General features: G+C 63.3%; 20 protein-coding genes. 6 read left to right on the top strand and 14 right to left on the bottom strand.

Annotation, left to right across the window (positions count from 1 at the left end):
• Positions 1-9: 9 nt before the first annotated feature.
• Positions 10-3,468, bottom strand: coding sequence for a hybrid sensor histidine kinase/response regulator (locus EAH75_RS14535; protein WP_193557794.1), 3,459 nt, complete (start codon positions 3,466-3,468; stop codon positions 10-12).
• A 111-nt stretch (positions 3,469-3,579) separates the two neighbouring features.
• On the opposite strand from EAH75_RS14535, the gene EAH75_RS14530 reads away from it, so the two are divergent.
• Positions 3,580-4,224, top strand: coding sequence for a 4'-phosphopantetheinyl transferase family protein (locus EAH75_RS14530; RefSeq protein ID WP_140805960.1), 645 nt, complete (start codon positions 3,580-3,582; stop codon positions 4,222-4,224).
• 91 nt (positions 4,225-4,315) lie between these two features.
• Positions 4,316-5,059, top strand: a complete 744-nt coding sequence (locus tag EAH75_RS14525) for a pyridoxine 5'-phosphate synthase (protein ID WP_140651579.1) — start codon at positions 4,316-4,318, stop codon at positions 5,057-5,059.
• 95 nt (positions 5,060-5,154) lie between these two features.
• On the opposite strand, the gene EAH75_RS14520 is transcribed toward EAH75_RS14525, so the two are convergent.
• The 9 genes from EAH75_RS14520 to dnaA form a co-directional block, all read right to left on the bottom strand.
• Entirely contained in the window at positions 5,155-5,559 is a 405-nt protein-coding gene (locus tag EAH75_RS14520) for an ExbD/TolR family protein (protein WP_140651577.1), read from the bottom strand.
• A gap of 6 nt (positions 5,560-5,565) precedes the next feature.
• Positions 5,566-5,988, bottom strand: coding sequence for an ExbD/TolR family protein (locus EAH75_RS14515; protein WP_140651574.1), 423 nt, complete (start codon positions 5,986-5,988; stop codon positions 5,566-5,568).
• An 11-nt stretch (positions 5,989-5,999) separates the two neighbouring features.
• Positions 6,000-6,725 carry a MotA/TolQ/ExbB proton channel family protein gene (locus tag EAH75_RS14510; protein ID WP_140651953.1) on the bottom strand — a complete coding sequence of 242 codons (726 nt, stop codon included), beginning with the start codon at positions 6,723-6,725 and terminating at the stop codon, positions 6,000-6,002.
• Positions 6,726-6,823: 98 nt separating this feature from the next.
• The gene (locus EAH75_RS14505; RefSeq protein ID WP_140651572.1) at positions 6,824-7,483 is read right to left on the bottom strand and encodes an energy transducer TonB; all 660 of its coding nucleotides are present in this window, start codon (positions 7,481-7,483) and stop codon (positions 6,824-6,826) included.
• Between the two features lie 210 nt (positions 7,484-7,693).
• The gene (locus tag EAH75_RS14500; RefSeq protein WP_241668954.1) at positions 7,694-8,983 is read right to left on the bottom strand and encodes a hypothetical protein; all 1,290 of its coding nucleotides are present in this window, start codon (positions 8,981-8,983) and stop codon (positions 7,694-7,696) included.
• Positions 8,984-9,256: 273 nt separating this feature from the next.
• A complete protein-coding gene (gyrB, locus tag EAH75_RS14495) occupies positions 9,257-11,692 on the bottom strand; it encodes a DNA topoisomerase (ATP-hydrolyzing) subunit B (protein WP_140805958.1) in 2,436 nt (811 codons plus the stop codon).
• A gap of 94 nt (positions 11,693-11,786) precedes the next feature.
• Entirely contained in the window at positions 11,787-12,866 is a 1,080-nt protein-coding gene (gene recF, locus EAH75_RS14490; RefSeq protein ID WP_140805956.1) for a DNA replication/repair protein RecF, read from the bottom strand.
• Positions 12,867-12,962: 96 nt separating this feature from the next.
• Positions 12,963-14,063 carry a DNA polymerase III subunit beta gene (dnaN, locus tag EAH75_RS14485; protein WP_140651565.1) on the bottom strand — a complete coding sequence of 367 codons (1,101 nt, stop codon included), beginning with the start codon at positions 14,061-14,063 and terminating at the stop codon, positions 12,963-12,965.
• A 251-nt stretch (positions 14,064-14,314) separates the two neighbouring features.
• Positions 14,315-15,649 (bottom strand): chromosomal replication initiator protein DnaA, encoded by a 1,335-nt coding sequence (gene dnaA, locus EAH75_RS14480; RefSeq protein ID WP_140651563.1) that lies wholly within the window; start codon positions 15,647-15,649, stop codon positions 14,315-14,317.
• Between the two features lie 190 nt (positions 15,650-15,839).
• Between dnaA and rpmH the strand changes: the two genes are divergently transcribed.
• From rpmH to mnmE, 4 genes are all read left to right on the top strand, one after another.
• Positions 15,840-15,974 carry a 50S ribosomal protein L34 gene (gene rpmH, locus EAH75_RS14475; RefSeq protein WP_008211413.1) on the top strand — a complete coding sequence of 45 codons (135 nt, stop codon included), beginning with the start codon at positions 15,840-15,842 and terminating at the stop codon, positions 15,972-15,974.
• A 14-nt stretch (positions 15,975-15,988) separates the two neighbouring features.
• Positions 15,989-16,393, top strand: a complete 405-nt coding sequence (rnpA, locus tag EAH75_RS14470) for a ribonuclease P protein component (RefSeq protein WP_140651560.1) — start codon at positions 15,989-15,991, stop codon at positions 16,391-16,393.
• Positions 16,394-16,457: 64 nt separating this feature from the next.
• Positions 16,458-18,200 carry a membrane protein insertase YidC gene (gene yidC, locus EAH75_RS14465; RefSeq protein WP_140651558.1) on the top strand — a complete coding sequence of 581 codons (1,743 nt, stop codon included), beginning with the start codon at positions 16,458-16,460 and terminating at the stop codon, positions 18,198-18,200.
• Positions 18,201-18,276: 76 nt separating this feature from the next.
• Positions 18,277-19,623: a tRNA uridine-5-carboxymethylaminomethyl(34) synthesis GTPase MnmE gene (gene mnmE / locus EAH75_RS14460; RefSeq protein ID WP_140651556.1), complete on the top strand. Its 1,347-nt coding sequence runs from the start codon at positions 18,277-18,279 to the stop codon at positions 19,621-19,623.
• Here the strand turns inward: mnmE and rbsK are convergent, their stop codons facing one another.
• The 4 genes from rbsK to hslV all read right to left on the bottom strand — a co-directional run bounded on the left by rbsK (position 19,624) and on the right by hslV (position 23,336).
• Positions 19,624-20,520 carry a ribokinase gene (gene rbsK / locus EAH75_RS14455; RefSeq protein WP_140805954.1) on the bottom strand — a complete coding sequence of 299 codons (897 nt, stop codon included), beginning with the start codon at positions 20,518-20,520 and terminating at the stop codon, positions 19,624-19,626.
• Positions 20,521-20,699: 179 nt separating this feature from the next.
• Positions 20,700-21,326, bottom strand: a complete 627-nt coding sequence (locus tag EAH75_RS14450) for a hypothetical protein (RefSeq protein WP_193557793.1) — start codon at positions 21,324-21,326, stop codon at positions 20,700-20,702.
• A 54-nt stretch (positions 21,327-21,380) separates the two neighbouring features.
• On the bottom strand, positions 21,381-22,718 hold the full coding sequence (gene hslU / locus EAH75_RS14445; protein ID WP_140651549.1) for an ATP-dependent protease ATPase subunit HslU: 1,338 nt from the start codon (positions 22,716-22,718) through the stop codon (positions 21,381-21,383).
• A gap of 81 nt (positions 22,719-22,799) precedes the next feature.
• Complete coding sequence (gene hslV / locus EAH75_RS14440; RefSeq protein ID WP_140651547.1) at positions 22,800-23,336, bottom strand: ATP-dependent protease subunit HslV; 537 nt, start codon at positions 23,334-23,336, stop codon at positions 22,800-22,802.
• Between the last annotated feature and the right edge of the window lie 51 nt (positions 23,337-23,387).

The following is a 23,387-nucleotide window of genomic DNA, read 5'->3' as shown; positions in this document are numbered from 1 at the left end:
CGCGCGACGCTATCGGCGCAGCAGGGCCGTGAGCAGGGCGCGCAACGCAGCCGGGCGCACCGGCTTGTGCAGTACCGGGTAACCGAGCGCACGTGCCTGCTGTTTCAGCTCGCTGCTGCCGTCCGCGGTGATCATCGCCACCGGCGGAAGGTCGCCGAGTGCGTCGCGCAGTTGCCGCAAAGCCTGCAGGCCGTCGACACCATCGGCCAGATGGTAGTCGGCCAGGATCAGGTCGATCGGGCCGCGCGCCAGTTCGACCCTGGCCTGCCCCACGTCCAGTGCGACACGGCAATCGACACCCCAGCGGCTGAGCAGCGCGCGCATGCCGTCGAGGATCGTCGCATCGTTGTCCAGGCACAGCACGGTCAACGGCAGCTGCTTGTCCGGCCCGCTGCGCTGCACGCGCTGGCGGCGTACCGGCACCGCCTCGTTGCGCGGCACGCTCACCGCGAAGCAGCTGCCGTGATTGACCTGCGAATGCAGGTCGAGCCGATGACCGAGGATGCCGGCCAGGCGATCGCAGATCGACAGGCCGAGTCCCAATCCCTTCTCACCCCATGGTGATGGCTGATCGAGCCGCTGGAACTCGTCGAAGATGCGCGCGCGCTGTTCGGCGGCGATGCCCGGGCCGGAATCCCATACTTCGATGCGCACCTGATCGCCCATTCGCCGCGCGCCCAGCAATACGCTGCCCTTGCTGGTGTAGCGCAACGCGTTGGAGAGAAAGTTCTGCAGGATCCGGCGCAGCAACTGCGGATCGCTGCGCACCGCAAGCGTGGTCGACACCACGCGCAGACGTAGCCCGCGCTGTTCGGCGACCACTGCAAACTGTGCCTTCAGCGAATCGAACAGCTCGCCCAGCGCGAAACCGCCCACCTCGGGCCGGTAGCTGCCGGCATCCAGGCGCGAGGTATCCAGCAGTGCATCCAGCAGATCCTCCGCGGCGCGGAACGAGGCATCGATACGCTCGGCCAGCCCGCTGGCTTCGATGTCCAGACCGGGATGCGCGCGCAGCGCCGAGGTGAACAGTCGCGCCGCATTCAGTGGCTGCAGCAGGTCGTGGCTGGCGGCGGCAAGGAAACGGGTCTTGGAGATATTCGCCGTTTCGGCGGCACGTCGCGCGTGCGCGGTAGCGACCAGCGCCTCGGACAGTTCGGCGGTGCGCTGCTCGACCCGCTGCTCCAGCGTCTCGTTCACCTCGATCAACGCCTGCTCGGCATGTTTGTAGGCAGTGACATCGCTGTAGGTGGTGACGTAGCCGCCCCCCGGCAGCGGCCGACCGCGCAGCTCGATCACGGTGCCGTCGGGGCGGATGCGCTGGAACAGATGCGGCGAGCCGGCCTGCATGTAGTCAATGCGTTTGGCCACATGGCCGTCCACTTCGCCGGGCCCGCATTCGCCCAGCTCGGCATTCCAGCGAATCAGGTCAGCCACCGGCACGCCGACATGCACCATGCCGTCGGGGTAGTCGAACAGCTCCAGGTAGCGCCGGTTCCATGCCACCAGTCGCATATGGGCGTCGACCACGCTGATGCCTTGCGACACGTTCTCCAGGGTGGTGGACAGCAGTTCGCGGTTGAAGCGCAGCTCCTGCGAGGCCTCGTCCATCAGCGCCATGGATTCGGCGATGTCCAGCCCACTGCCGGACAGCGCGCCGATCAGGATGCGCCGCGCGTTGGCGGCACCCACTGCCGATGCGAGCAGGCGTTCGGTGTACTGGATCAAGGCGCGGTCGGCCGCTTCGCTGGCCAGCAATGGCCGACCGCGACGCTGGGCGTAGTCGTCGAAGGCGCGCGTACTGCCGCGCTCGCCGACAATGCGTTCGGCGATGGTGCGCAGATCGGCCACCGCCACACGGCCGCGCCAGTCCCCAGCGCCGCTGCGGCTGGCTGGGTCGGCGTCGATGAACATGGCCGCATGCAGGCGCTCTTCGAGGCTCGGCCGGAAGCGCAGCGAGAAGAACACCAGGCAGCCCACGTTGACCAGCAGCGACCAGAACGTGCCGTGCATCACCGGGTCCCAGCCGCTGAGATGGAACAACGCCTGCGGGCGCAGCCAGTCCCAGCCGAACGGGCCTTCCTGCAACCAGTGATCGGAACGGATCACCGCCGGCAGCAGCAAGGTGTACAGCCACATCGCAAAGCCGCCCGCCAGTCCGATCGCCACGCCGCGCCTGCTGGCGCCACGCCAGTACAACGCAACGATCAGCGCGGGTGCAAATTGCGCCACCGCAGCAAATGCCAGCAAGCCGGTGGCTGCCAGATTTTCCGCGTTGGCGGCCACCCGATAATAGGCATAGGCCATCAGCGCCAGCGCCATGATCGCCACCCGGCGCACGCCGAGCACCCATTGCGACAGATCGCTGCGCTGCTCCAGGCGCAGCCAGTGGATGCGCAACAGCGCCGGCATCACCAGGTCGTTGCTGATCATGATCGACAGCGCCACCGACGCCACGATCACCATGCCGGTCGCCGCCGAGAAGCCGCCGATGAAGGCCAGCAGCGCCACGCCGCGATCACCATGCGCCATCGGCAGGGTCAGCACCCACGCGTCGGCAGCGCCATCGCGCACCTGCGGCATGTCTATACCGGCCGCCACGATCGGCAGCACCGCCACGCTGATGATGGCCAGGTACAGCGGCACCATCCAGCGCGCACGCTTGAGATCGCTGGCGTCCTCGCATTCGACCATGCCGATCTGGAACTGTCGCGGCAGGCAGAACATCGCGCAGAACGCCAGCATGGTCTGCGCCAGAAACCCCGGCGACAGACCATGGCTGAGCTGCATCAGCGGGCGTTGCACCGTGCTGACCAGGCCCGGCCCCTGCCACAACGCGTACCCCGCCAGTGCGACGAAGGCCAGCAGCTTGATCAGCGATTCCAGCGCGATGGCCAGCATCATGCCGTGGTGGTGCTCGGTGGCATCGATGCTGCGCGTGCCGAACAGGATCGCGAACACAGCCAGCATTACCGCGCACCATAACGCACTGTCGATGCCACCAGCCGTCACGGCGCCGTGGCCGGCGCCGCCGAGCACACCGAACGACATCGCCACGGCCTTGAACTGCAGCGCGATGTACGGCACCACCGCGATCACCGCGATCACCGCCACCAGCGCCGCCAGCCCATGCGACTTGCCGAAGCGCGCACCGATGAAATCGGCGATCGAGGTGATATTGCGTTGCCTCACCACCTGCAGCAGCCGGCGCAACAGGCCAAAGCCGAACACGTACAGCAGAATCGGACCGAGATAGATCGGCAGATAGGCCAGGCCATCGCGCGCCGCGGTGCCGACCGCGCCATAGAACGTCCACGACGAGCAGTACACCGCCAGCGCCAGGCTGTAGACGATCGGTCGCAAACGCGGCTGTCGTGGATACAGCGGCCGCCGATCGCCCGCATAGGCCACCACGAACAGCAGCCCGACGTAGAGCAGCGACACCAGCAACAGCAACCAACCCTGGATCAAGCAGTCTCTCCCCGAGCGAACGGCGATGAAATCTGCACCGCGCGCGGCAAGTCGCGTCGATACATGAAGTGTGTGCTTGTGCGCCGGCACCTCCGGCGCCACCATGCGCGGATGATTGCAACGCACGCACTGACGCTTGCCAAGCTAGCAGAGCATCTGCTCGATGACGAGATTCATGTGTGGCGCCTGGACTACCAGCCTCAGCAGCGACGCGAACCGCTGCGCGCGGTACTCGGTGCCTATCTCGGCATCGACGGCGATCGGGTCGTTTTGACGGACGGCGAGCACGGTCGACCGGCGCTCGCGAACGCGCACGATCAGTCGCTCGGTTTCAACTGGTCGCACAGCGGTGGCCACGCCCTGATCGCGATCGGCCGTCGGATCGCACCGGGGATCGATCTCGAACGTCTGCGTGTGCGGCCGCGCGCGCTGGAAATCGCCAAACGCTATTTCACCGACGACGAGACCTCGGCGCTGGCGGTGCTGCCGATGAGCGCTCGCCACGCGGCCTTTCTTGAATTGTGGACGGCCAAGGAAGCCGTACTCAAGGCGCTCGGGCGCGGTCTTGCGTTCGGACTCGACCGCCTCAGCGTCACCAGCACCATCGACCGGTTGAGTCTGCAGCGGCTTGAGGGCGACGACATTCAAGCCTGGCAATTGCAGCGCCTGCCCGTCGACGCCACGCTGGTGGCGGCACTGGCGTGGCGTGGCGAGGCGCGTCGGATCCAACTGGGCACGCTTGCCAGCGGCGGCTGATCGGCGCACTGTTTCCGCCCCGACAGGTCAGCGCGCGCTGACCGATGCCTGTGTGCCAAGGGCCCCATCCGCCGAGATCAGCTGAACCACCATGACCCTGCTCAGCGTCAACCTTAACAAGATTGCCGTGCTGCGCAATTCGCGCGGTGGCAGTGAGCCGGACATCTGTCGTGCCGCACAGACCTGCATCGAATCAGGTTGCGGCGGCATCACCGTGCATCCGCGGCCGGACCTGCGCCACGTGCGGCCGGACGACGTGCGCGCACTGGCCGCCATGCTGCGTGGTCGCGTGGAATACAACATCGAAGGCAATCCATTTGCCGATGCCAGAGGGGAATACCCAGGCTTGCTCGCGCTGGCGCGCGAGGTACGGCCGACCCAGGTCACCCTGGTGCCGGATGGCGACGGCCAGATCACGTCGGACCACGGCTTCGACCTGCGACGCGACATCGCACGACTGCGGCCGCTGGTCGGCGAGTTGTGCGACCTCGGCTGCAGGGTCAGCCTGTTCGTCGATCCCGGCAGCCAGGATTTCGACCTGGCCGCGGTGATCGGCGTGCAGCGGATCGAGATCTATACCGGACCCTATGCGCAAGCATTTGCCGATGGTCAGCCGACCGCTGCACTGGCGACCTGTGCCGACACCGCGAGGCGCGCACAGCAAGCCGGCCTGGCGGTAAATGCGGGGCACGATCTGAGCCAGGCCAACCTCGGCACGTTCAAGGCGGCGATCCCGGGCCTGGCCGAGGTATCGATCGGCCACGCGCTGATCGGTGAGGCGCTCTATGAGGGGCTGGCCACAACTGTGCGCAAGTATCTGCAGATCCTGCGCTGAATGGCATCCGGCACAGGCCGAACATGTACCCGCCTGCGCAAAAACAAAAACCCCCGCTCATGGCGGGGGCTTTTTTTTGCGACTGTCGAACTGGATCAGTTGCCTTCGGTGAAGCCGATCTTGGTGAGGTTGTAGCTTTTTGCATCGGCCAGCACGCGTGCCACGTACTGATAGGCCGCAGCGTCATCGGCCGCGATCTGGATTTCCGGCTGATTGGTCTGCTGTGCAATCACGGCAAGCTGCGCCTTGAGGCCCAGTTCGTCGACCGGCGTGTCGTTCCAGTAAAACGCACCACTCGGGTCGATCTTGAGGTGAATCGGATCCAGCGGCGTCGGTGGATTGACGACGTTCGGATTCGGCTGCGGCAGGTCAACCTGGATCTTGTGCGCTAGTACCGGTGCCGTGATCATGAAGATGATCAGCAGCACCAGCATCACGTCGACCAACGGCGTGACGTTGATCTCCGACATCGGCCCACTGGTTTTGGTGGAGAAAGCCATCTCAAATCACCCCTTCGGCGCGTCAGTGGTCATGAAGCCGACATGCACCATGCCCGAGTCCTTGGCGTTGCCGATGACCTTCTTCACGATCTTGAACTCGGTCGCCTTGTCCGCGCGGATCTGCAGTTCGGGCTGTGGCGTCTTCTGCGCATTGACCGCCAACTGCGCCCGCAACTCGGCCTCGGTGACCGGCTGATCATTGAGGTACATGCTGCCATCCTGCTTGATCGCGAGATCCAGTGGCGGCACCAACACCTCCGAATCCTTGGTCTTGGGATTGGCGGTGGGCAACTCGATCGTGATGGAATGCGACATCAGCGGCGCCGTGATCATGAAGATGATCAGCAGTACCAACATCACGTCGACCAGCGGCGTGACATTGATCTCCGACATCGGACCGCCGGAATTGCCACCTGTACTCATCGCCATGGGTCAATCCCTCACTTCTGGCTTTCGACGCGCGAGCCGGTGGCGAAGAAGTCGTGCAGGTCATGCGCGAATTCGTCGAACCGGGCGTAGGTCAGACGATTCGAACGGCTGAAGAAGTTGTACGCAAATAGCGCCGGGATCGCGGCAAACAGACCGAACGCGGTCATGATCAGAGCTTCGCCCACGGGGCCCGCCACCGCGTTCATCGAGGCGTTGCCGGTTGCGGCAATACCGATCAGCGCGTGGTAGATGCCCCACACGGTGCCGAGCAGGCCGACGAACGGCGCCGCGGAACCGACGGTGGCCAGCAGGGTCATGCCGCCTTCCAGACGCAGGCTCTCGCGAGCCACGGCCTGACGCAGGGCGCGGTCGATGAATTCCGAACGACCCAGCGACTCCGCCAGACGGCCGGTGGTGCCGGACGTGGTCTGCTGGTGATGGGCAACCGCCGAGGCGGCGTCGAGCGCGATCTTGGAGAACGGCTCGCTCTTGGGCTGGGCCTCCAGTTCGCGAATCGCGTCCTGGGTGGAGCCATTGCCCCAGAAGCCGTCGATGACCTTGTCGGCGCGCGCCTTGACCGTCGCATTGCGAATGCCGTTGGCGATGATGAAGTACCACGACAGGAACGACATCACGACGAGCGTCACGAAGACGACCCAGCCGAGCCAGTCGAAGTTCTGCATCAGGTTACCAAAACCCATCTGTTTCATGGCTTCGGCGTTGGTATTGCCACCCATGGCCTGTGCGGCATCGGTTGTTGCAGGAGTCTGTAGGAACATAACGCTACCCTAGGGAAGTCAAGCGTGAACTGTAAACCGTAATCGGATGAAGCTGATTACAGCTGATTGAGGTTGAAGTTGACCGGAACGCGTGCGTACCCCTCAACTTTTTGTCCATTTCGGATGGTCGGATTGAAGCGCCAGCTGCGTGCGGCATCCATGGCCGCACGATCGAGTTCATGGTAACCGCTGGACTTGTCGACCTTGATGTCCTTCGGCGAACCATCCACACCCACCAGGATCATCAACACCACCGTACCTTCGTGCCGTTGGCGAACAGCCTGCGGCGGGTACTTCGGCTGAAGACGACTGTTATAGCTGAGATCCGAACTGGCCGTGATATCCGCTGGCGGCGCCGGTGGTGCTGGCGGCGCCGGCGGCGGTGCCTGCACCGCGTTCTGCGAAACCTCTTCCACCGGTGGTGGCGGAGTCGGCGGCGGCGGAGTCGGCGGCGGCTTGATCTGCTGGATGATCTTCGGCGGCGGCTGCTTCGGCGGCTCCGGCGGCGGCGGCGGTGGTGGCGGCGGCGGCGGCGGCGGCTCGATGAAGTTCACCTGGACGATGCGTTCTTTTTCCTTGTGATTCTGATTCGGTGGCGCCATCGGCGCCACGATCAACAGAAACGCAAACGCATGCAGCCCAATGGCTACTGCAAGTGCCCAGGTACGCTTCCAGCTAAATGGTTCGCGCCCGTTTTCTTCGTTACTTGAGGCCATCTGTCACTTGTCTGAAGCTGATCAATCGGAGAGAACGTTGCCGCAGGGCGTAACACGAAACCGTCTGGATATCTGGACGGAACTCGCCGCTGGGGAGACGCAGGGAAAGGTTTTCAACGGTACAACAGCACATGACATTTGTATAGCTGTCTCGGGGCGAATGAATGGACGTCCATCCACCCCAAGAGCCGTCTTGCGCTCTGGATATTATCAGCCTGCGCCAGCCTTCTTGAGCCACGCCCTGGCCTTCTCGGCTGTTTCCGGCTGCTGTGCAGCCTGTTTCATCGCGGTGATCGCAGCAGGCTTGTTCTTCAAGCCACGCTCGGTTTCGGCCAGCAGCATGTAGGCAACACCCTTCTGCTTGACACCCTTGTCGATGCCCTGCTGGATCAGCCCCTTGGCCTGGCTGTACTTGTTCTCGCTAAGCAGCAGTCGACCGGCGCGCAGTGCAGCCTCGCCGTCCTTGGCCAGCGGCACGGCCTTGTTATACGCATCGACCGCTGCACCGGTGTTGTTGGATAGCTCAGCTGATTGGCCAATCAATACGTAGGTATCGGCGCTGGGTTTGACCACACCCTTGCTCATGCCGTCCTGGAGTACCTGACCGGCCTTGATCGCATTGGGCGCCGGATCGGAACTGTCCTGCCCGGTGATCAGATACAACTTGGCGAGGCTCACATAGTTTGCTTCACTCTTGAACGCGCCGCTGGCCCGCCCCTTCTCCAGCAGCTGAATCGCTTCCGGATACTTGTGTGCCTGCATCAGCACCGCCGCAGCGTTGTTGAGTGCATTGGGATCATCCGGGCTGGAGTTGAGTTGCTGCTGGGCCAGCGCAGCGGCCTTCTCGTCCTGGCCCGACTCGGAATAGCTGGCCATCAGGATCTGGTTCCAGCTCGCCTCCGGCTTGTCGGTGAGCGACTTGGCCTTGTTGATCGCGGCGATCGCCTCGGGATACTTGCCGAGCCTGTAGTCGGCATTGCCTTCGAGCGCGTAGGAGTTGGCGGTTTCCTTCTTGCCCTCCGCACGCCACTTGGTGACGGTATCCAGCGCTGCCTGATATTGCTCGTCGGCCATCTGGAACTGCGCCAGCATGTACTGCAGCTGGAAGTAGGTGTCGTTCGGCATCACCCCGAGCGCAAGTGAGCGTTGCAACAAGCCAATCGCACCCTTGGTGTCGCCAGCGTTGTATTTGATGCTGGCCAGACCCTGTAGCGCGAGTGCCTGTGCATACTTGCTCTTGCTGCCGCCATCGATGATCGGCTGCAGCAGTTGCTCGGCTTTCGCCTGATCGCCAGCAGAAACCGCATCCAGACCCTCGTTGAGGTCTTTCTGATCCTTTGCGCTGGTCAGATCGAGTTTCGGCGCGACTCGAGTCGCGTTCGGATACTGCACTTCCTGCTTGGGCTTGGTGTCGGCGCCGCGCGCCAGCGCCGGGCTGCTGGCCAGGCTGAGCAGCAAGGCTGCGCTCGCCAGCATGGTTAACCCTTGGGCATGCTTCATGGTGATCCTCGTAGCTGTCGACGCGTATTGAACGACGCGGGGGAATTGTGGAGCGTAACCTGAGCCGGCGAACGATAACAAGCTGCACCGCCGCATAAAAGGTTGTTAAAAATCAATTACTTGGCGATTTTATTCGCAAAGCGGCGCGATTATTGCCTTTCTTGCTGGCCGCTCAGGCGTGTTCGCCCAACGAGGCTATCGATTCATCGCATCGAATCGGCACAGGAGCGGGCAACCGACCGGACTGACTTGTTGGCCAGTCACCGGATCGCTTCAGATGTCCAGATTGGCGACCTTCAACGCATTCGCCTCAATGAACTCACGTCGTGGCTCGACCGCCTCGCCCATCAGCATGGAGAACATCTGGTCGGCGGCGATCGCATCCTCGATCCCCACTTGCAGCATGCGGCGGGTTTCCGGGTTCACCGTGGTATCCCACAGCTGCTCCGGGTTCATTTCGCCGAGGCCCTTGAAGCGCTGAATGCTGCGGCCCTTCTTGGCCTCCTCCAGCAACCAGTTGCGCGCTTCGACAAAACTCAGCACGCCGCGCGAGGCATTGCCCCGACGTGCCACCGCCTCGGGCTGGATCATGCCGGCGATCTGCTGGCTGATCGCTAGGATCGGGCGGAACTCATTGCTGCTGAAGAATGGCTGCGGCAGGAACCAGGTGTGGCTGAGCCCGTGCTGCTCCTTCACCACTTCGATCGCTGCCGGCTGTTCGCTGCTCGCCGGGCGCAGCAGCATTTTGTAGTGCGGCTTGCCCAAGCCGCTGGCGGCAAGCCGCTGGGTGGCTGCATCCAGCCACGCCTGCATGACCGCCGGGTCAGCCCATACCGCTGGCTCCAGCGGGGTATGTTCGAGCAACGAATTCAACACCACGGCATCGAAGCGATGCGACAGCTTGGCGATCTGATCCAGTGCGTGCTGGTAGCTGCGCAGCAGCTTTTCCAGCGCCTCGCCGGTGATCGGCGGAGCATCCGGGCTATAGGTCAGCGCCGCGTTGTCGACCGCGCTTGAAATCAGGTAGTCGTTCAGCGCGGTGTCGTCCTTGATGTACAGCTCCTGCTTGCCCTGCTTCACCTTGTAGAGCGGCGGCAGGCCGATGTAGATGTGGCCGCGTTCGATCAGCTCGGGCATCTGGCGGTAGAAGAACGTCAGCAGCAGGGTGCGGATGTGCGAGCCATCGACGTCTGCGTCGGTCATCAGGATGATGCGGTGGTAGCGCAGCTTGTCGGGGTTGTATTCGTCCTTGCCGATGCCGGTGCCGAGTGCGGTGATCAGCGTACCGACCTCAGCCGAAGCCAGCATGCGGTCGAAACGCGCCTTCTCGACGTTGAGGATCTTGCCCTTCAACGGCAGCACGGCCTGGGTCTTGCGGTTGCGGCCCTGCTTGGCCGAGCCACCGGCGGAATCACCCTCGACCAGGAACAGCTCGCACAGCGCCGGATCCTTTTCCTGGCAGTCGGCCAGCTTGCCGGGCAGGCCGGCAATATCCAGCGCACCCTTGCGGCGGGTCATCTCGCGCGCCTTGCGGGCGGCTTCGCGGGCTCGTGCTGCATCGACCACCTTGGAGGCGATCGCCTTGGCTTCATTCGGGTGCTCCAGCAAGAACTCGCCGAGCTTCTCGTTGACGACCTGCTCGACCACCGTCTTGACCTCGGACGAGACCAGCTTGTCCTTGGTCTGCGAGGAGAATTTCGGGTCGGGTACCTTGACCGACAACACCGCGATCATGCCTTCGCGCATGTCGTCGCCCGAGAGCGTTCCCACTTTGGCGGTCTTGGCCAGACCGGACTTTTCGATGTAGCTCTGCAGCGAACGGGTCAGCGCGGCCCGGAAGCCGGTCAGATGCGTGCCGCCGTCGCGTTGCGGGATGTTGTTGGTGAAGCAGTACATCGACTCCTGGTAGGAATCGGTCCACTGCATCGCCACTTCCACCACCACGCCGTCCTGCTCGGCGGTGAGGCTGATCACGTTCGGATGCAGTGCGGTCTTGAGCTGCGCCAGATGCTGCACGAACGAGCGGATGCCGCCTTCGTAGGCAAATGTGTCATGCCGTCCCTCACCACGTTCGTCATACAGATCGATGGTGACACCCGAATTGAGGAAGGCCAGCTCGCGCAAGCGCTTGGCCAGGATGTCGTAATGGAACTCGATATTGCTGGTGAAGGTGGCTGGGCTCGGCAGGAACCGCACCAAGGTGCCACGCTTGTCCGACGGACCAACCACCTTGAGCGGATACAGCGGCTCACCAAGCGAGTATTCCTGCAAATGCTCGAAACCGTCGCGGTAGATTGTCAACCACAAGTGATCGCTCAACGCGTTCACCACCGACACGCCCACACCATGCAGGCCACCGGAGACCTTGTAGGAATTTGCATCGAACTTGCCGCCAGCGTGCAGCACCGTCATCACCACTTCGGCAGTGGAGCGACCCTCTTCCGGATGCATATCGACCGGAATGCCGCGGCCGTTGTCACTGACACTGACCGAGCCGTCCTCGAAGATGGTGACCACCACTTTGTCGCAATAGCCGGCCAGCGCCTCATCGATCGCGTTGTCGACGACTTCAAACACCATGTGATGCAGGCCGGTGCCGTCATCGGTATCACCGATGTACATGCCGGGGCGCTTGCGCACCGCTTCCAGGCCCTTCAATACCTTGATGTTGCTTGAATCGTAGTGGGATTCGTTGAGGGGTTCGTTCATGCGTTGACCGTTTCCTGGCGCCGCGACCCGTCCGACACGGCGCCATGAAAAGCCGGACAAGGGTTATGCAATCTTTGGGGATGCAACCTTCCGATTATAGCAGGCGTGTCAGTTGACCTTGTTCCACGTGGAACACGCGCGTTGGCACCGTCGCCAAGGCCTGAGGCACCTCGGTCCCCGTGAGCAACACCTGGGCATTCGCTGCACTCAGTTGGGCGACTACGGCAGCCTGATGAGACTGATCCAGCTCGGAGGCGAGATCGTCCAGACAGACAATCGGCCACTCACCAGAGTGCTCGGCATACAGCTCCGCCTGCGCCAGCATGCACGCTAGCGCAGTCAGCTTTTCCTGGCCTCGCGACAGGTGCTCGCGAAGCGGCGCCTGTTCGAACACGATCGACCAGTCGGCCCGATGAACGCCGAAGGTAGTGTGGCCGCGCGCCAGATCCCTGCCCCGTTGCGCCCGCAGCTGCTGGGCCAAGTCCTGATCTTCTGGCCAGCCGCGGCGATAACGGAGATCCACCGCTCCCAGTTCTGGCAGCAAACCAGCGATGCTCGCCTGCAGCTTCGGTTGCAGAAGATCCAGATAAGCTCGCCGCTGGCTGTCGATGTGTTGACCGGACTGGACCAGCTCAACCTCCCATGGTGCAAACAACTCTTCCGTGGGTGCCAATGCCGAGCGCAACAAACTGTTGCGCTGTTTCAGGGCGCGTTGATAACGGCGCCAGCTGGACAGGAAGTCGCGTTCCACGTGGAACACACCCCAATCAAGAAAGCGGCGGCGTTCCTCCGCGGCACCGGCGATCAACGCGTGCGAGCCTGGTTCAAAGCAAACGACGGCGCACTCGCGTACCAGTTGACCGATGGCGACACTGGTGCCATCCACTTTTGCCTCCCAGCGGGCACCGCCCCGGCCGAGGCCCACCCGGCAAACACGATCATCCGCGTGCCGGATCTCGGCGAATACCGACAACTGGGTGGTCCCCCGCTGCAACAACGCCTCTTTGGCACCGCTTCGGAACGAGCGAGCATGCGACAGCAGGAAAGCCGCTTCCAGCACGCTGGTCTTGCCCGCCCCGTTGGCACCCACGAAAAGGTTGATGCCGGGATCCAGCATAACGCCAACGTCCGTGATGCAACGTAGACCCTGCATGCGCAGTTGTTCCAGCCTCATGTCATGCGCGCCCACAAGCAAGAACGCCGGAGTCCCTGTTGGAAACCCCGGCGTAGCCTGTATTTACAGCACATGGTGCGAACCATGCGAAGAGGGTCAGAGTCGCAACGGCATGATCACGTGACGAGCGTGCTCGTTGTCGTGCTCCTGCACCAAGCAGCTGGATTGAGCGTCACGCAGGCTGAGCCTGGCTTTGTCGCCGCGCAAGGCAGCCAGGGCATCAAGCAGGTAGCCCACGTTGAAACCCACCGCCAGATCCGACACGTGGGTTTCGGCCTCGACTTCCTCGACGGCTTCTTCCTGCTCCGGGTTGTGCGCCACGATGCGCAGTTTGCCCGGTGACAATTCCAACCGCACGCCGCGGTATTTTTCATTCGACAGGATCGCCGCGCGCTGCAAGGCACCTCGTAAAACTTCGCGGTCCAGCGTGGCGGTCTTGTCGGCGCCGAGCGGAATGACAGCTTCGTAATCCGGGAAACGGCCGTCAATCAGTTTGGAGGTGAACACCACATCACCACGACGCACTCGCAGATGGTTGCGGCCAAATTCGAGTTCGACCTGACCATCGCCGGCTTCCAGCAGACCAACCAGTTCGTTGACGCCCTTGCGCGGGATGATGATCTGCCGGCGCGTACTTACCGAACTCTGCAGTTCGGTTTCCTTCATTGCCAGGCGATGGCCGTCGGTAGCCACGCAGCGCAACGTGTGCTCCTGCAAGTCCAGCAACATCCCGTTCAAGTAATAGCGCACGTCCTGGTTCGCCATGGCGAACGAGGTGCGCTCCATCAGATCGCGCAAGGCCTCCTCGGGCAAACTGACCTTTTCCACCAATTCGATTTCATCGATCGTGGGGAACTCGCTAGCGGGCAAGGTCGTCAGCGTGAAACGGCTACGCCCGGCGTTGAGGGCAACGCGGTCGCCATTGAGCTTGAGCTCGATCCGCGCGCCGTCGGGAAGCGCTCGCACGATGTCGAACAGCTTGCGCGCGGGTATGGTGATTTCCCCATCAACGAGCTTTTCAGCGTCCGTGGTGGCAACCATTTCCACTTCCAGATCGGTGCCTGTCAGCGACAACTTGCCGGCACTTACCTTGACCAGAAGGTTGGCCAGTACGGGTAGGGTCTGGCGGCGCTCAACCACGCCGACCACTTGCTGTAATGGTTTGAGCAGAGCTTCTCGTTGGATGCTGAATTGCATGGCTTTGCTTCCCCTATACCTGCTGTTCTGTCTTTAAAAGAAGTTTAGTGGTTGTTGTAGGCGCTGTGGGTAACTTTTTAATCTTGTTTTTTTATTCAAAATCAATTGCTTGACTGTGTTTTAGGCTGTGCCCGGAAAGGCTGGCAGACTGTGGACCTTTTGTGGATAACTCGAGGTGCCAATTCATCCACCCATTATCCACAGCTTGAAGCCCCTGTTATCCATAATCTTTGCAGCCCGCCAATGTAGAGTCAGCCGGTCAGTGTGCGGATCAGCTGTTCCCAGTCCTGGCGCATTCGCGGATCGGTCTCGACAAACTTCCGGATCGTCTTGCAGGCATGCATTACGGTCGTGTGGTCACGACCGCCGAACGCTTCGCCGATCTCCGGCAGACTGTGTTCGGTCAGCTCCTTGGACAGCGTCATGGCGATCTGGCGTGGCCGCGCCAGCGAGCGCACGCGGCGTTTGGACAGCAGGTCCTGCAGTCGCACGTTGAAATATTCGGCGGTGATTTTCTGGATGTTGGGGATCGTGATGGCCTGAGCATGCGTAGCCAGCAGGTCGCGCAGGGTTTCCTCGGCGAAATCGGTGGTGATCGGCTTGCCGTAGAAATTGGCACGGGCCGCCAGTGTGTTCAACGCACCTTCGAGGTCACGCACGTTGGAACGGATGCGTTTAGCCAGCAGCATGGCCACGTTTTCATCCACAGCCACGCCCTTCTCATGCGCCTTGGCCAACAGGATCGCCGCCCGTGTCTCGAAATCGGGCGGCTCGATGGCCACCGAGAGACCCCAACCGAGGCGCGATTTCAGCCGCGGCTCGAGCTTGTCCACTTCCTTCGGGTAGCGATCGCAAGTCAGGATGATCTGCTGCTTGGATTCGAACAACGCGTTGAACGTGTGGAAGAATTCTTCCTGTGTAGTGTCCTTGCCCGCAAAGAACTGGATGTCGTCGATCAGCAACGCGTCGACCGAGCGGAAGCGCCGTTTGAACTCGTCCATGCTCTTCGCCCGCAACGCCTCGATCATCGAGCCGACGAACTGCTCCGAGCGCAGGTACATCACCTTGAAGTCGGGATTGCGCTCGCGCATCAGGTTGCCCGCAGCGTGCATCAGGTGGGTCTTGCCCAATCCGGTGCCGCCGTACAACAGCAGCGGGTTGTAGGCGCGACCCGGATTGGTCGCCACCTGCATCGCGGCTGCCTTGCCGAGCTGGTTCGACTTGCCTTCGACAAAGGTCTCGAAGGTGTAGTGCGGGTCCAGGTTGTGATGAAAGGCAGGAGCCGGCGGCGCGGCGGGTCGCGCCTTGGGCGCGGCGACAGGCTTGACCGCCGGCGTCGTTCGGGCCGAATTGGAGCCGACCTCCAGTCGCACCGGCCATGGCTTGCCGCCCAGCTGCTGCAGCACGAGCTCGATCTGTGGCAGATAGCGCTCGCGCACGGTATCCAGGGTGTAGGAATTGGGTGCGAACAGCTGCAGGCCGTCGGCATCGTCGCGCGCCTGCAATGGCATCAACCAGGTATGCAGGTCTTCGGCGCTCAAATCGCCTTCGAGGCGCTCAAGGCAGCGCCGCCACAGATCACTCATGAATAAAATCAGCCACAGCTTCGGGCGCTTGCGCGCGGGGAATGGGCTAGTCTAGCAGCAGCCTTCGCACTGCCGCCCCCGGATATCCACATGACTATCCACAGGTTGTCATCGGGCGCCATTTGACAGCACCCGCGAATACCCCACATACTTTCCAACCTTTTTATCCACATTCCCTTCGGAGTAAGCCATGAAGCGGACTTTCCAGCCCAGCAAGCTCAAGCGCGCCCGCACACACGGTTTTCGTGCCCGTATGGCCACCGCCGACGGTCGCAAGATCCTCAATGCCCGTCGCGCCAAGGGCCGCAAGCGCCTGATCCCGTAATCGGTACGAGCGTCATGTTCACCGCCGGGCTGCCGCGCGATGCGCGGCTACGTCGGCCGGGTGACTTTGCCGCCTTGCGGACAAGCAGCGGACGCGCAGGCGGCCGCTGTTTTCATATGCGTTATCGAGACAACGACCTGGGCCACGCCCGGCTCGGTCTGGCGATCTCCAAGCGCGTGTCCAAACGCGCGGTCGAGCGCAACCGGATCAAGCGCCTGCTGCGGGAGTCGTTCCGCCGCGTCCGTCACCAGCTGCCTGCGGTTGATCTGATGGTGATGGCACGCGAACAGGCGGCCGGCGTACCCGGTACGCAACTGCTGGTCGAGATCGACGGGTTGTGGAAAAAGCTGCTGGCGAGCCGGCCCGGGACTCCCGAACCATTGAAGCGGGCTGACGACACCACCACAATCGGACGTTGACCTTTTCTTTTTCTGCCTCCGCGGCGTTGCACAGTGTCGTGGCGTTACCCGGATCTGCTACGCGATGAATCAAACGCGCACCTTCCTCATGTTCGCCCTGCTGGCCGTGGCCTACCTGCTGTTCATCGCCTGGGAGAAGGACTACGCGCCGCCGCCGCCGGTTGCGGCAGCCAGTGCATCCAGCGCAGCCATTCCGTTAGCCGATGGCAGTGTGCCGGGGGCGATCCCGACCACGGCGACGCCGACCGCAGCATCCGGTACGGCAGCGGCGATCGCTACCGACGTCGCGCATGCCGCGCCGTCGCCGTCGCAGTTGATCACCATCAACACCGATGTGCTGCATCTGAGCGTGGACACTCGCGGCGGCAGCGTGGTGCATGCGGATCTGCTGGCTTATCCCAACGCGCCGCGCACGCACAAGGCGCCGAATCCGCCGCCGACCGTGCTGTTGGCCAACGACGACAAGCATTACTTCGTGGCACAGAGCGGCCTGGTCAGCAGCAGCGATACCGCGCCGCAGGATCAGCCGAATCATCAGGCATTGTTCCAGAGTGCGCAGACCGCCTACACGCTGGCCGACGGCCAGAACGAGCTGAATGTCGACCTGACCTGGCAGGATGCCGCCGGCCTCAAGGTCACCAAGACCTACAGTTTCAAGCGCGGCAGCTATGTCATTGGCATGAGCCAGCGCATCGACAACGGTGCGGCGCAGGCATGGCAGGGCAATGCCTACCTGCAGCTGCTGCGGGTCGAGCCGCCGAAGGCGAGTAACTGGCTGGCGAACTACACCAATCCCGAGACACGCAGCTTCCAGGGTGCTGCCTGGTACACCGGCGAGAAGTTCGAGAAGCTGTCGCTCGCGGATTTCAAGAAAGAGAAGGATCAGCTCAACAGCCAGATCAAGGGCGGCTGGGCGGCGATGCTGCGGTTGTATTTCGTCACCGCGTGGATTCCGCCGGCCGGCGAGACCGATCAGTACACCACGCAGACGATCAACCCGGACAGCGCGCAGCCGCGCTACCTGATCCGTGCAGTCGGCCCCACCTTGAGCGTGGCGCCGGGTCAGAGCTTCACCAGCCAGACACGTCTGTACCTCGGTCCGAACGTGCAAGGCACGCTGGACGCGGTCGCGCCCGGACTGGACCTGACCATCGACTACGGCATGTTCAAGGTCATCGCCGTGCCGATGCACTGGGTGCTGTCGCAGTTCCACGCGATCAGCAAGAACTGGGGTCTGTCCATCATTCTGCTGGTGCTGCTGATCAAGGGCCTGAGCTGGAAGCTCACGGCGGTGCAATACAAGTCCAGCGCCAAGATGCGCAAGCTGGCGCCGCGGATCCAGGCGCTGAAGGAGCGTTACGGCGACGACAAGGTCAAGATGCAGCAGGCCACCATGGAGCTGTACAAGAAGGAGAAGGTCAACCCGATGGGCGGCTGCCTGCCGGTGCTGATCACCATGCCGGTGTTCTACGGCCTGTTCTACGTGCTGGAGTACAGCCTGGAACTGCGCCACGCCGCGTTCCTGTGGATTCCCGACCTCAGTGCACCCGACCCGTTCTACATCCTGCCGATCATCTATGCACTGGTGATGCTGGGCACGCAGTGGCTCAATCCGGTCGCCGCAGGCATGGATCCGGCCCAGGCGAAGATGATGAAGGTGATGCCGCTGCTGTTCACGGTGATGTTCGCGTTCTTCCCCGCCGGCCTGTGCCTGTACTACGCGGTCAACGGTCTGGTCGGTCTGGGCCAGCAGTGGTGGGTCACCCATCACGTCGATCGCGAGCAGGACGTGGTCAAGGCTGCCTGAGCGCGACCCGCTGCACAAACACAAGTCAGCCGCGATCGGGCAACCGGCGCGGCTGACTTCGTTTAGAGTCCACGAAATGACCGAGCACACCATCGACACGATCGCCGCCATCGCCAGTGCGCCCGGGGCGGCCGGCGTCGGCGTGGTGCGCGTGTCCGGACCGGCTGTACCGGGCATCGCACAAGCCATGCTCGGCCGTGTGCCGCAGCCGCGCCATGCTCATTTCGCCGCATTCCGTGATGCCGACGGTGAGCTCATCGACCGCGGCCTGCTGCTGCATTTCCCTGCCCCGGCCTCGTATACCGGCGAGCAGGTGCTGGAGCTGCAAGGCCACGGCAGCGCGGTGTTGCTCGATCTGTTGCTGCGCCGCGTATGCGAGCTCGGCGCGCGGCTGGCGCGGCCTGGCGAGTTCACCGAGCGGGCGTTTCTCAACGGCAAGCTCGACCTGGCTCAGGCCGAAGCGGTCGCCGACCTGATCGCCGCACGCTCGCAAGCCGGCGCACGTGCTGCGTTGCAGTCGATGGAAGGCGTGTTCTCGCGCAAGGTCGAAGCCTTGCTGCAATCGTTGATCGCATTGCGCGTGCACATCGAGGCGGCCATCGACTTTCCCGAAGAGGAAATCGACTTTCTCGCCGATCCGGCGATCGGCCAGCAACTGCAGGCTGCACGCGACGAACTGGCCGAGCTGTTGCGCGAAGCCCAGCGCGGCCTGCGCCTCAACGACGGCCTGCGCGTGGCGATCATCGGTCGTCCCAACGCCGGCAAGTCCAGCCTGCTGAATGCGTTGGCCGGCAGCGACCGCGCCATCGTCAACGCCGCTGCCGGCACCACGCGTGATGTGCTGCGCGAAGCGCTGAGCCTCGATGGCGTTGCCCTGGAACTGGCCGACACCGCCGGCTTGCGTGAGACCGACGACGAAGTCGAACGCGAAGGCGTGCGTCGCGCCCACGGCGAACTGCAACGCGCCGATGTGGCGTTGCTGGTTACCGACAGCGAACACGCGCAGGCCGATCTCGCGCTGTTCGAGCACCTGCCGAAACAAGCCGAGCGGTTGCTGCTGATCAACAAGATCGATCTCGACGGCATGGCTCCGCACAGCGAACGACGCAGTGACTGTCGCTGGCTGTGGGCATCGGCCAAAACCGGTATCGGCCTCGACGCCCTGCGCCATGAACTCAAGCAACTGGCCGGCGCCGGCAGTGGTGAAGGCGCCTTCAGCGCGCGCCGCCGACATGTGCTGGCACTGCAGCAAGTCACCGCGCATCTCGATCAGGCCGGCCATGTGCTGGCCGGCAGCCGTGCCGGCGAACTCGCCGCCGAGGAACTGCGTCAGGCCCAGCACGCGCTCGGTGAAATCACCGGCAGCTACAGCAGCGACGACCTGCTCGGGGCGATTTTCGGTTCGTTCTGCATCGGCAAATGATCAGCCGGGTTGCTGCATCAGCAGCGCTTCGACCTCGCGCAATGTCGGCATGCCACCTTGTGCACCGAGCTTGCCTACTGACAACGCAGCGGCAGCGCAGGCCTTGCGCACGGCAATAGGCAGGCCTTCGTGCAGGAATACGGCCAATGCGGCATTGAAAGTGTCGCCAGCGCCGGTGCTGTCAACGACGTTGACCTGGAAACCGGATTCATGAATCGGTTCGCCCTGTTCGCGATACCACGCACCTTCGGCGCCGCGGGTGAGTACGACAGGGCACGGCGCGCGTTGCATCAGGGTTCGGAAATCCTCATCCGGGTCTGCGCCCAACAGGATCGCCAGCTCATGCTGGTTCGGCGTAACGTAGCGGGCCAGTTGCAGCCACGCGGCAGGCAGCTTCTGCGCCGGTGCCGAGTTGAGGATCACCGGCACGCCAAACTGGTGGCCCAGGCGCAGGGTAGCTTCCACCGCGTCCAGCGGGATCTCCATCTGCACCAGCACGGCGTCGGCGCGGGCGATCAGTGCCTGTGCCTGTTCGACCTGCGCTGGCGTAACGCGCGCGTTCGCGGCGGGCACCACGATGATCTGGTTCTCGCCGCCGGCGACGGTAATCGAGGCGGTGCCGCTGGCACAGTCGTCGAGTTGGGCGACGCGGGTGAGGTCGATGTTTTCGGCGGCCAGGCCTTGACGAAGTTGCCGGCCGAACGCGTCATCGCCGGTGGCGCCGACTAGCGCCACCTCGGCGCCCAGCCGCGCCGCGGCCACCGCCTGGTTCGCACCCTTGCCACCCGGTACGGTGATGAAGCGTTCGCCGAGGATGGTCTCGCCGGGGCCGACGAAGCGCGACGCCTGGGTAACCAGATCCATGTTGATGCTGCCGACAACGACGATGCGTGTCATGTGGTGCTCCCGTATGCCGTGCCGCTGGTTTCGCGGCTATCGGGGGGAGCTTAACCGCTGCTGCGATACAGCTGAAACCATTGGCGCCACGTCACTTCGCGAAAGCGCGAATTTTTTTCCTCACATTCCCAAAACTGGCAGGGAAAGCTGCTGCAGTTGGAAGAGGCATGCCTGTGCGCTCAGTGCGCGCGGCCGATCCCGGAGTCGTCGCCCTGTTCCAGCGCCGGTGCCGCGCCGGCGACGGCCAGCAGTGACTGCGCGTAGCTGTCCTCGATGCTGACGGTGGAAACCTCGTCCCAAGAGAAGAAACTGGCCTCGCGCATCCACTCCGCGTCGGGACTGAGTTCCTGCATGTTGAAACCGTCTTCCTCGACGCTGACCAGCCTGCCGATGTAGCAGACCTCGGCTTCGTCCTCGCTGTCCACGTGCACGCCGATCACCGGCGCCTGCGCACCCGCGGCCTGAATGACTTCGCGAATGTTGTCCAGCGGAAAACCGCGCGGCGGGCGTGGCAGGATGTGCTTTAGCGCCAGCGCTTTCTCGAAGAACGCATGGTGCTTGTCCGGCGCCTCCAGCTCGGAGATGTCGCGATGGCGCATCACGTACATGCCGTCGTAGGTGATGCCGTCGCCGACCACCCAGAGCAGAAAGAACTCGCGCCCGACACCGCCCACGTACCCGCAGAAACTGCCGTGCTCGAGATCCTCGCGCCACAGCCGAACCAGGGTCTGCTTCTGCTGCGCTTCACGCAGCAGCGCGCGCTGGCCAGTGTTCTTCAATTCGATAATGTTGCTCACGGTATCCATTTTAACAGATTGGGGTGATCGGCTTGTTAGAGCCTCATAACAGCTCGCTTCCGGTTACAGGATGTAGCGGCTGAGGTCCTCGTTCTGCACCAGGCTGCCGAGGCTGTTGTCCACGTGATCGGAGTCGATCCGGTAGTTTTCGCCGGACTTGTCCGCCGCTTCGTAGGAAATCTTTTCCAGCAGCCGTTCCATCACCGTATGCAGCCGGCGTGCACCGATGTTCTCGGTGCGCTCGTTCACCTGGAACGCCACTTCGGCCAGCCGGTCGATACCGCTGTCGGTGAATTCCAGGCCGACGCCTTCGGTGGCCAGCAGCGCCGTGTACTGCTTGGTCAGCGCATTGTGCGGCTCGCGCAGAATCCGCTTGAAATCGTCCACGCTGAGCGCGGACAGCTCGACCCGGATCGGCAGCCGACCCTGCAGTTCGGGAATCAGGTCGGACGGCTTCGCCAACGAGAACGCACCGGAGGCGATGAACAGCATGTGGTCGGTCTTGATCGGGCCGTACTTGGTCGACACGGTAGAACCCTCCACCAGCGGCAACAGATCGCGCTGCACGCCTTCGCGACTGACTCCGGCATGGCCGTGATCGCCGCGCTGGGCGACCTTGTCGATCTCGTCGATGAACACGATGCCGTTCTGCTCGGCCGCCTCCATCGCCTGCGCGCGGATCTCCTCGTCGTTGAGCAGTTTGCCGGCCTCTTCGTCGATCAGCAGCGGCCGCGCCAGCTTGATCGCCAGTTTGCGGCTCTGCGTCTTGGCGCCACCGATGTTCTGGAACATCTGGCGCAGCTGCGCGCCCATCTCCTCCATGCCCGGCGGCGACATGATCTCCACGCCCACATTCATGGCGAAATCGAGCTCGATCTCGCGCTCGTCCAGCGCACCTTCGCGAAGCTGCTTGCGCAGCTTCTGGCGGGTATCGTTTTCGATGGTCGGCGCGGGCGCGTCGTGACTCCAGTCGGTCGGCGTCTGCCGACGCGGCAGCAGCGCGTCGAGGATGCGATCCTCGGCGCGATCCTCGGCCAGCGTGCGCACGCGCTTGACCGCCTGCTCGCGGGTCAGCTTGTAGGCCACGTCGGCGAGGTCGCGGATGATCGATTCCACATCCTTGCCGACATAGCCGACCTCGGTGAACTTGGTCGCTTCCACCTTCACGAACGGCGCATTTGCCAACGTGGCGAGGCGCCGCGCAATCTCGGTCTTGCCCACGCCGGTGGGCCCGATCATCAGGATGTTCTTCGGCGTTACTTCCTCGCGCATGCCCGGCTCCAGCTGCATGCGCCGCCAGCGGCTGCGCAATGCCACCGCCACGGCGCGCTTGGCGTCGTGCTGGCCGATGATGTAGCGGTCGAGTTCGTTGACGATTTCGCGGGGAGTGAGTTCGGACATGGATTCACCGGAGAACAGGAGTGCATGGGGAAGCGCAACGGCGTGCGCGAACAATGTCGGTCAGGAGCGGGCGCGCTGCGCTTACAGCTCTTCGATCGACACGTTGTGATTGGTGTAGATGCAAATGTCGCCGGCGATCTTCAGCGCCTTCTCGACGATGGTGCGTGCATCCATGTCGGTGTTTTCGAGCAGCGCCATGGCGGCGGACTGCGCGAACGGTCCGCCGGAGCCGATCGCGATCAGGCCGTGCTCGGGTTCCACCACGTCGCCATTGCCGGAGATCAGCAGCGAGGCGTCCTTGTCGGCCACCGCGAGCATCGCCTCGAGCCGGCCGAAGCGACGGTCGGTGCGCCATTCCTTGGCCATTTCCACCGCGGCGCGGGTCAGGTTGTTGTTGTGCTTTTCCAGCTTCTGTTCGAACAGTTCGAACAAGGTGAACGCATCGGCAGTGGCACCGGCGAAGCCGGCCACCACCTCACCGGTCTTGCCCAGCCGGCGCACCTTGCGCGCATTGCCCTTCATCACCGTGTTGCCCAGCGTGACCTGGCCGTCGCTGCCGATCACGACGCGGCCTTCGCGGCGCACGCAGACGATGGTGGTGGCGTGAAACGATTCCATGGAAGCTCCGCAAGTGTGCTTGAACGGACGACATGGGGCCGCTGCGGTTTC

This window comes from Rhodanobacter glycinis (assembly GCF_006438785.1).
GTDB lineage: Bacteria > Pseudomonadota > Gammaproteobacteria > Xanthomonadales > Rhodanobacteraceae > Rhodanobacter > Rhodanobacter glycinis_A.
The sequence above is the reverse complement of the archived record's forward strand: the minus strand, read 5'-3'. Positions and strand labels throughout refer to the sequence as shown.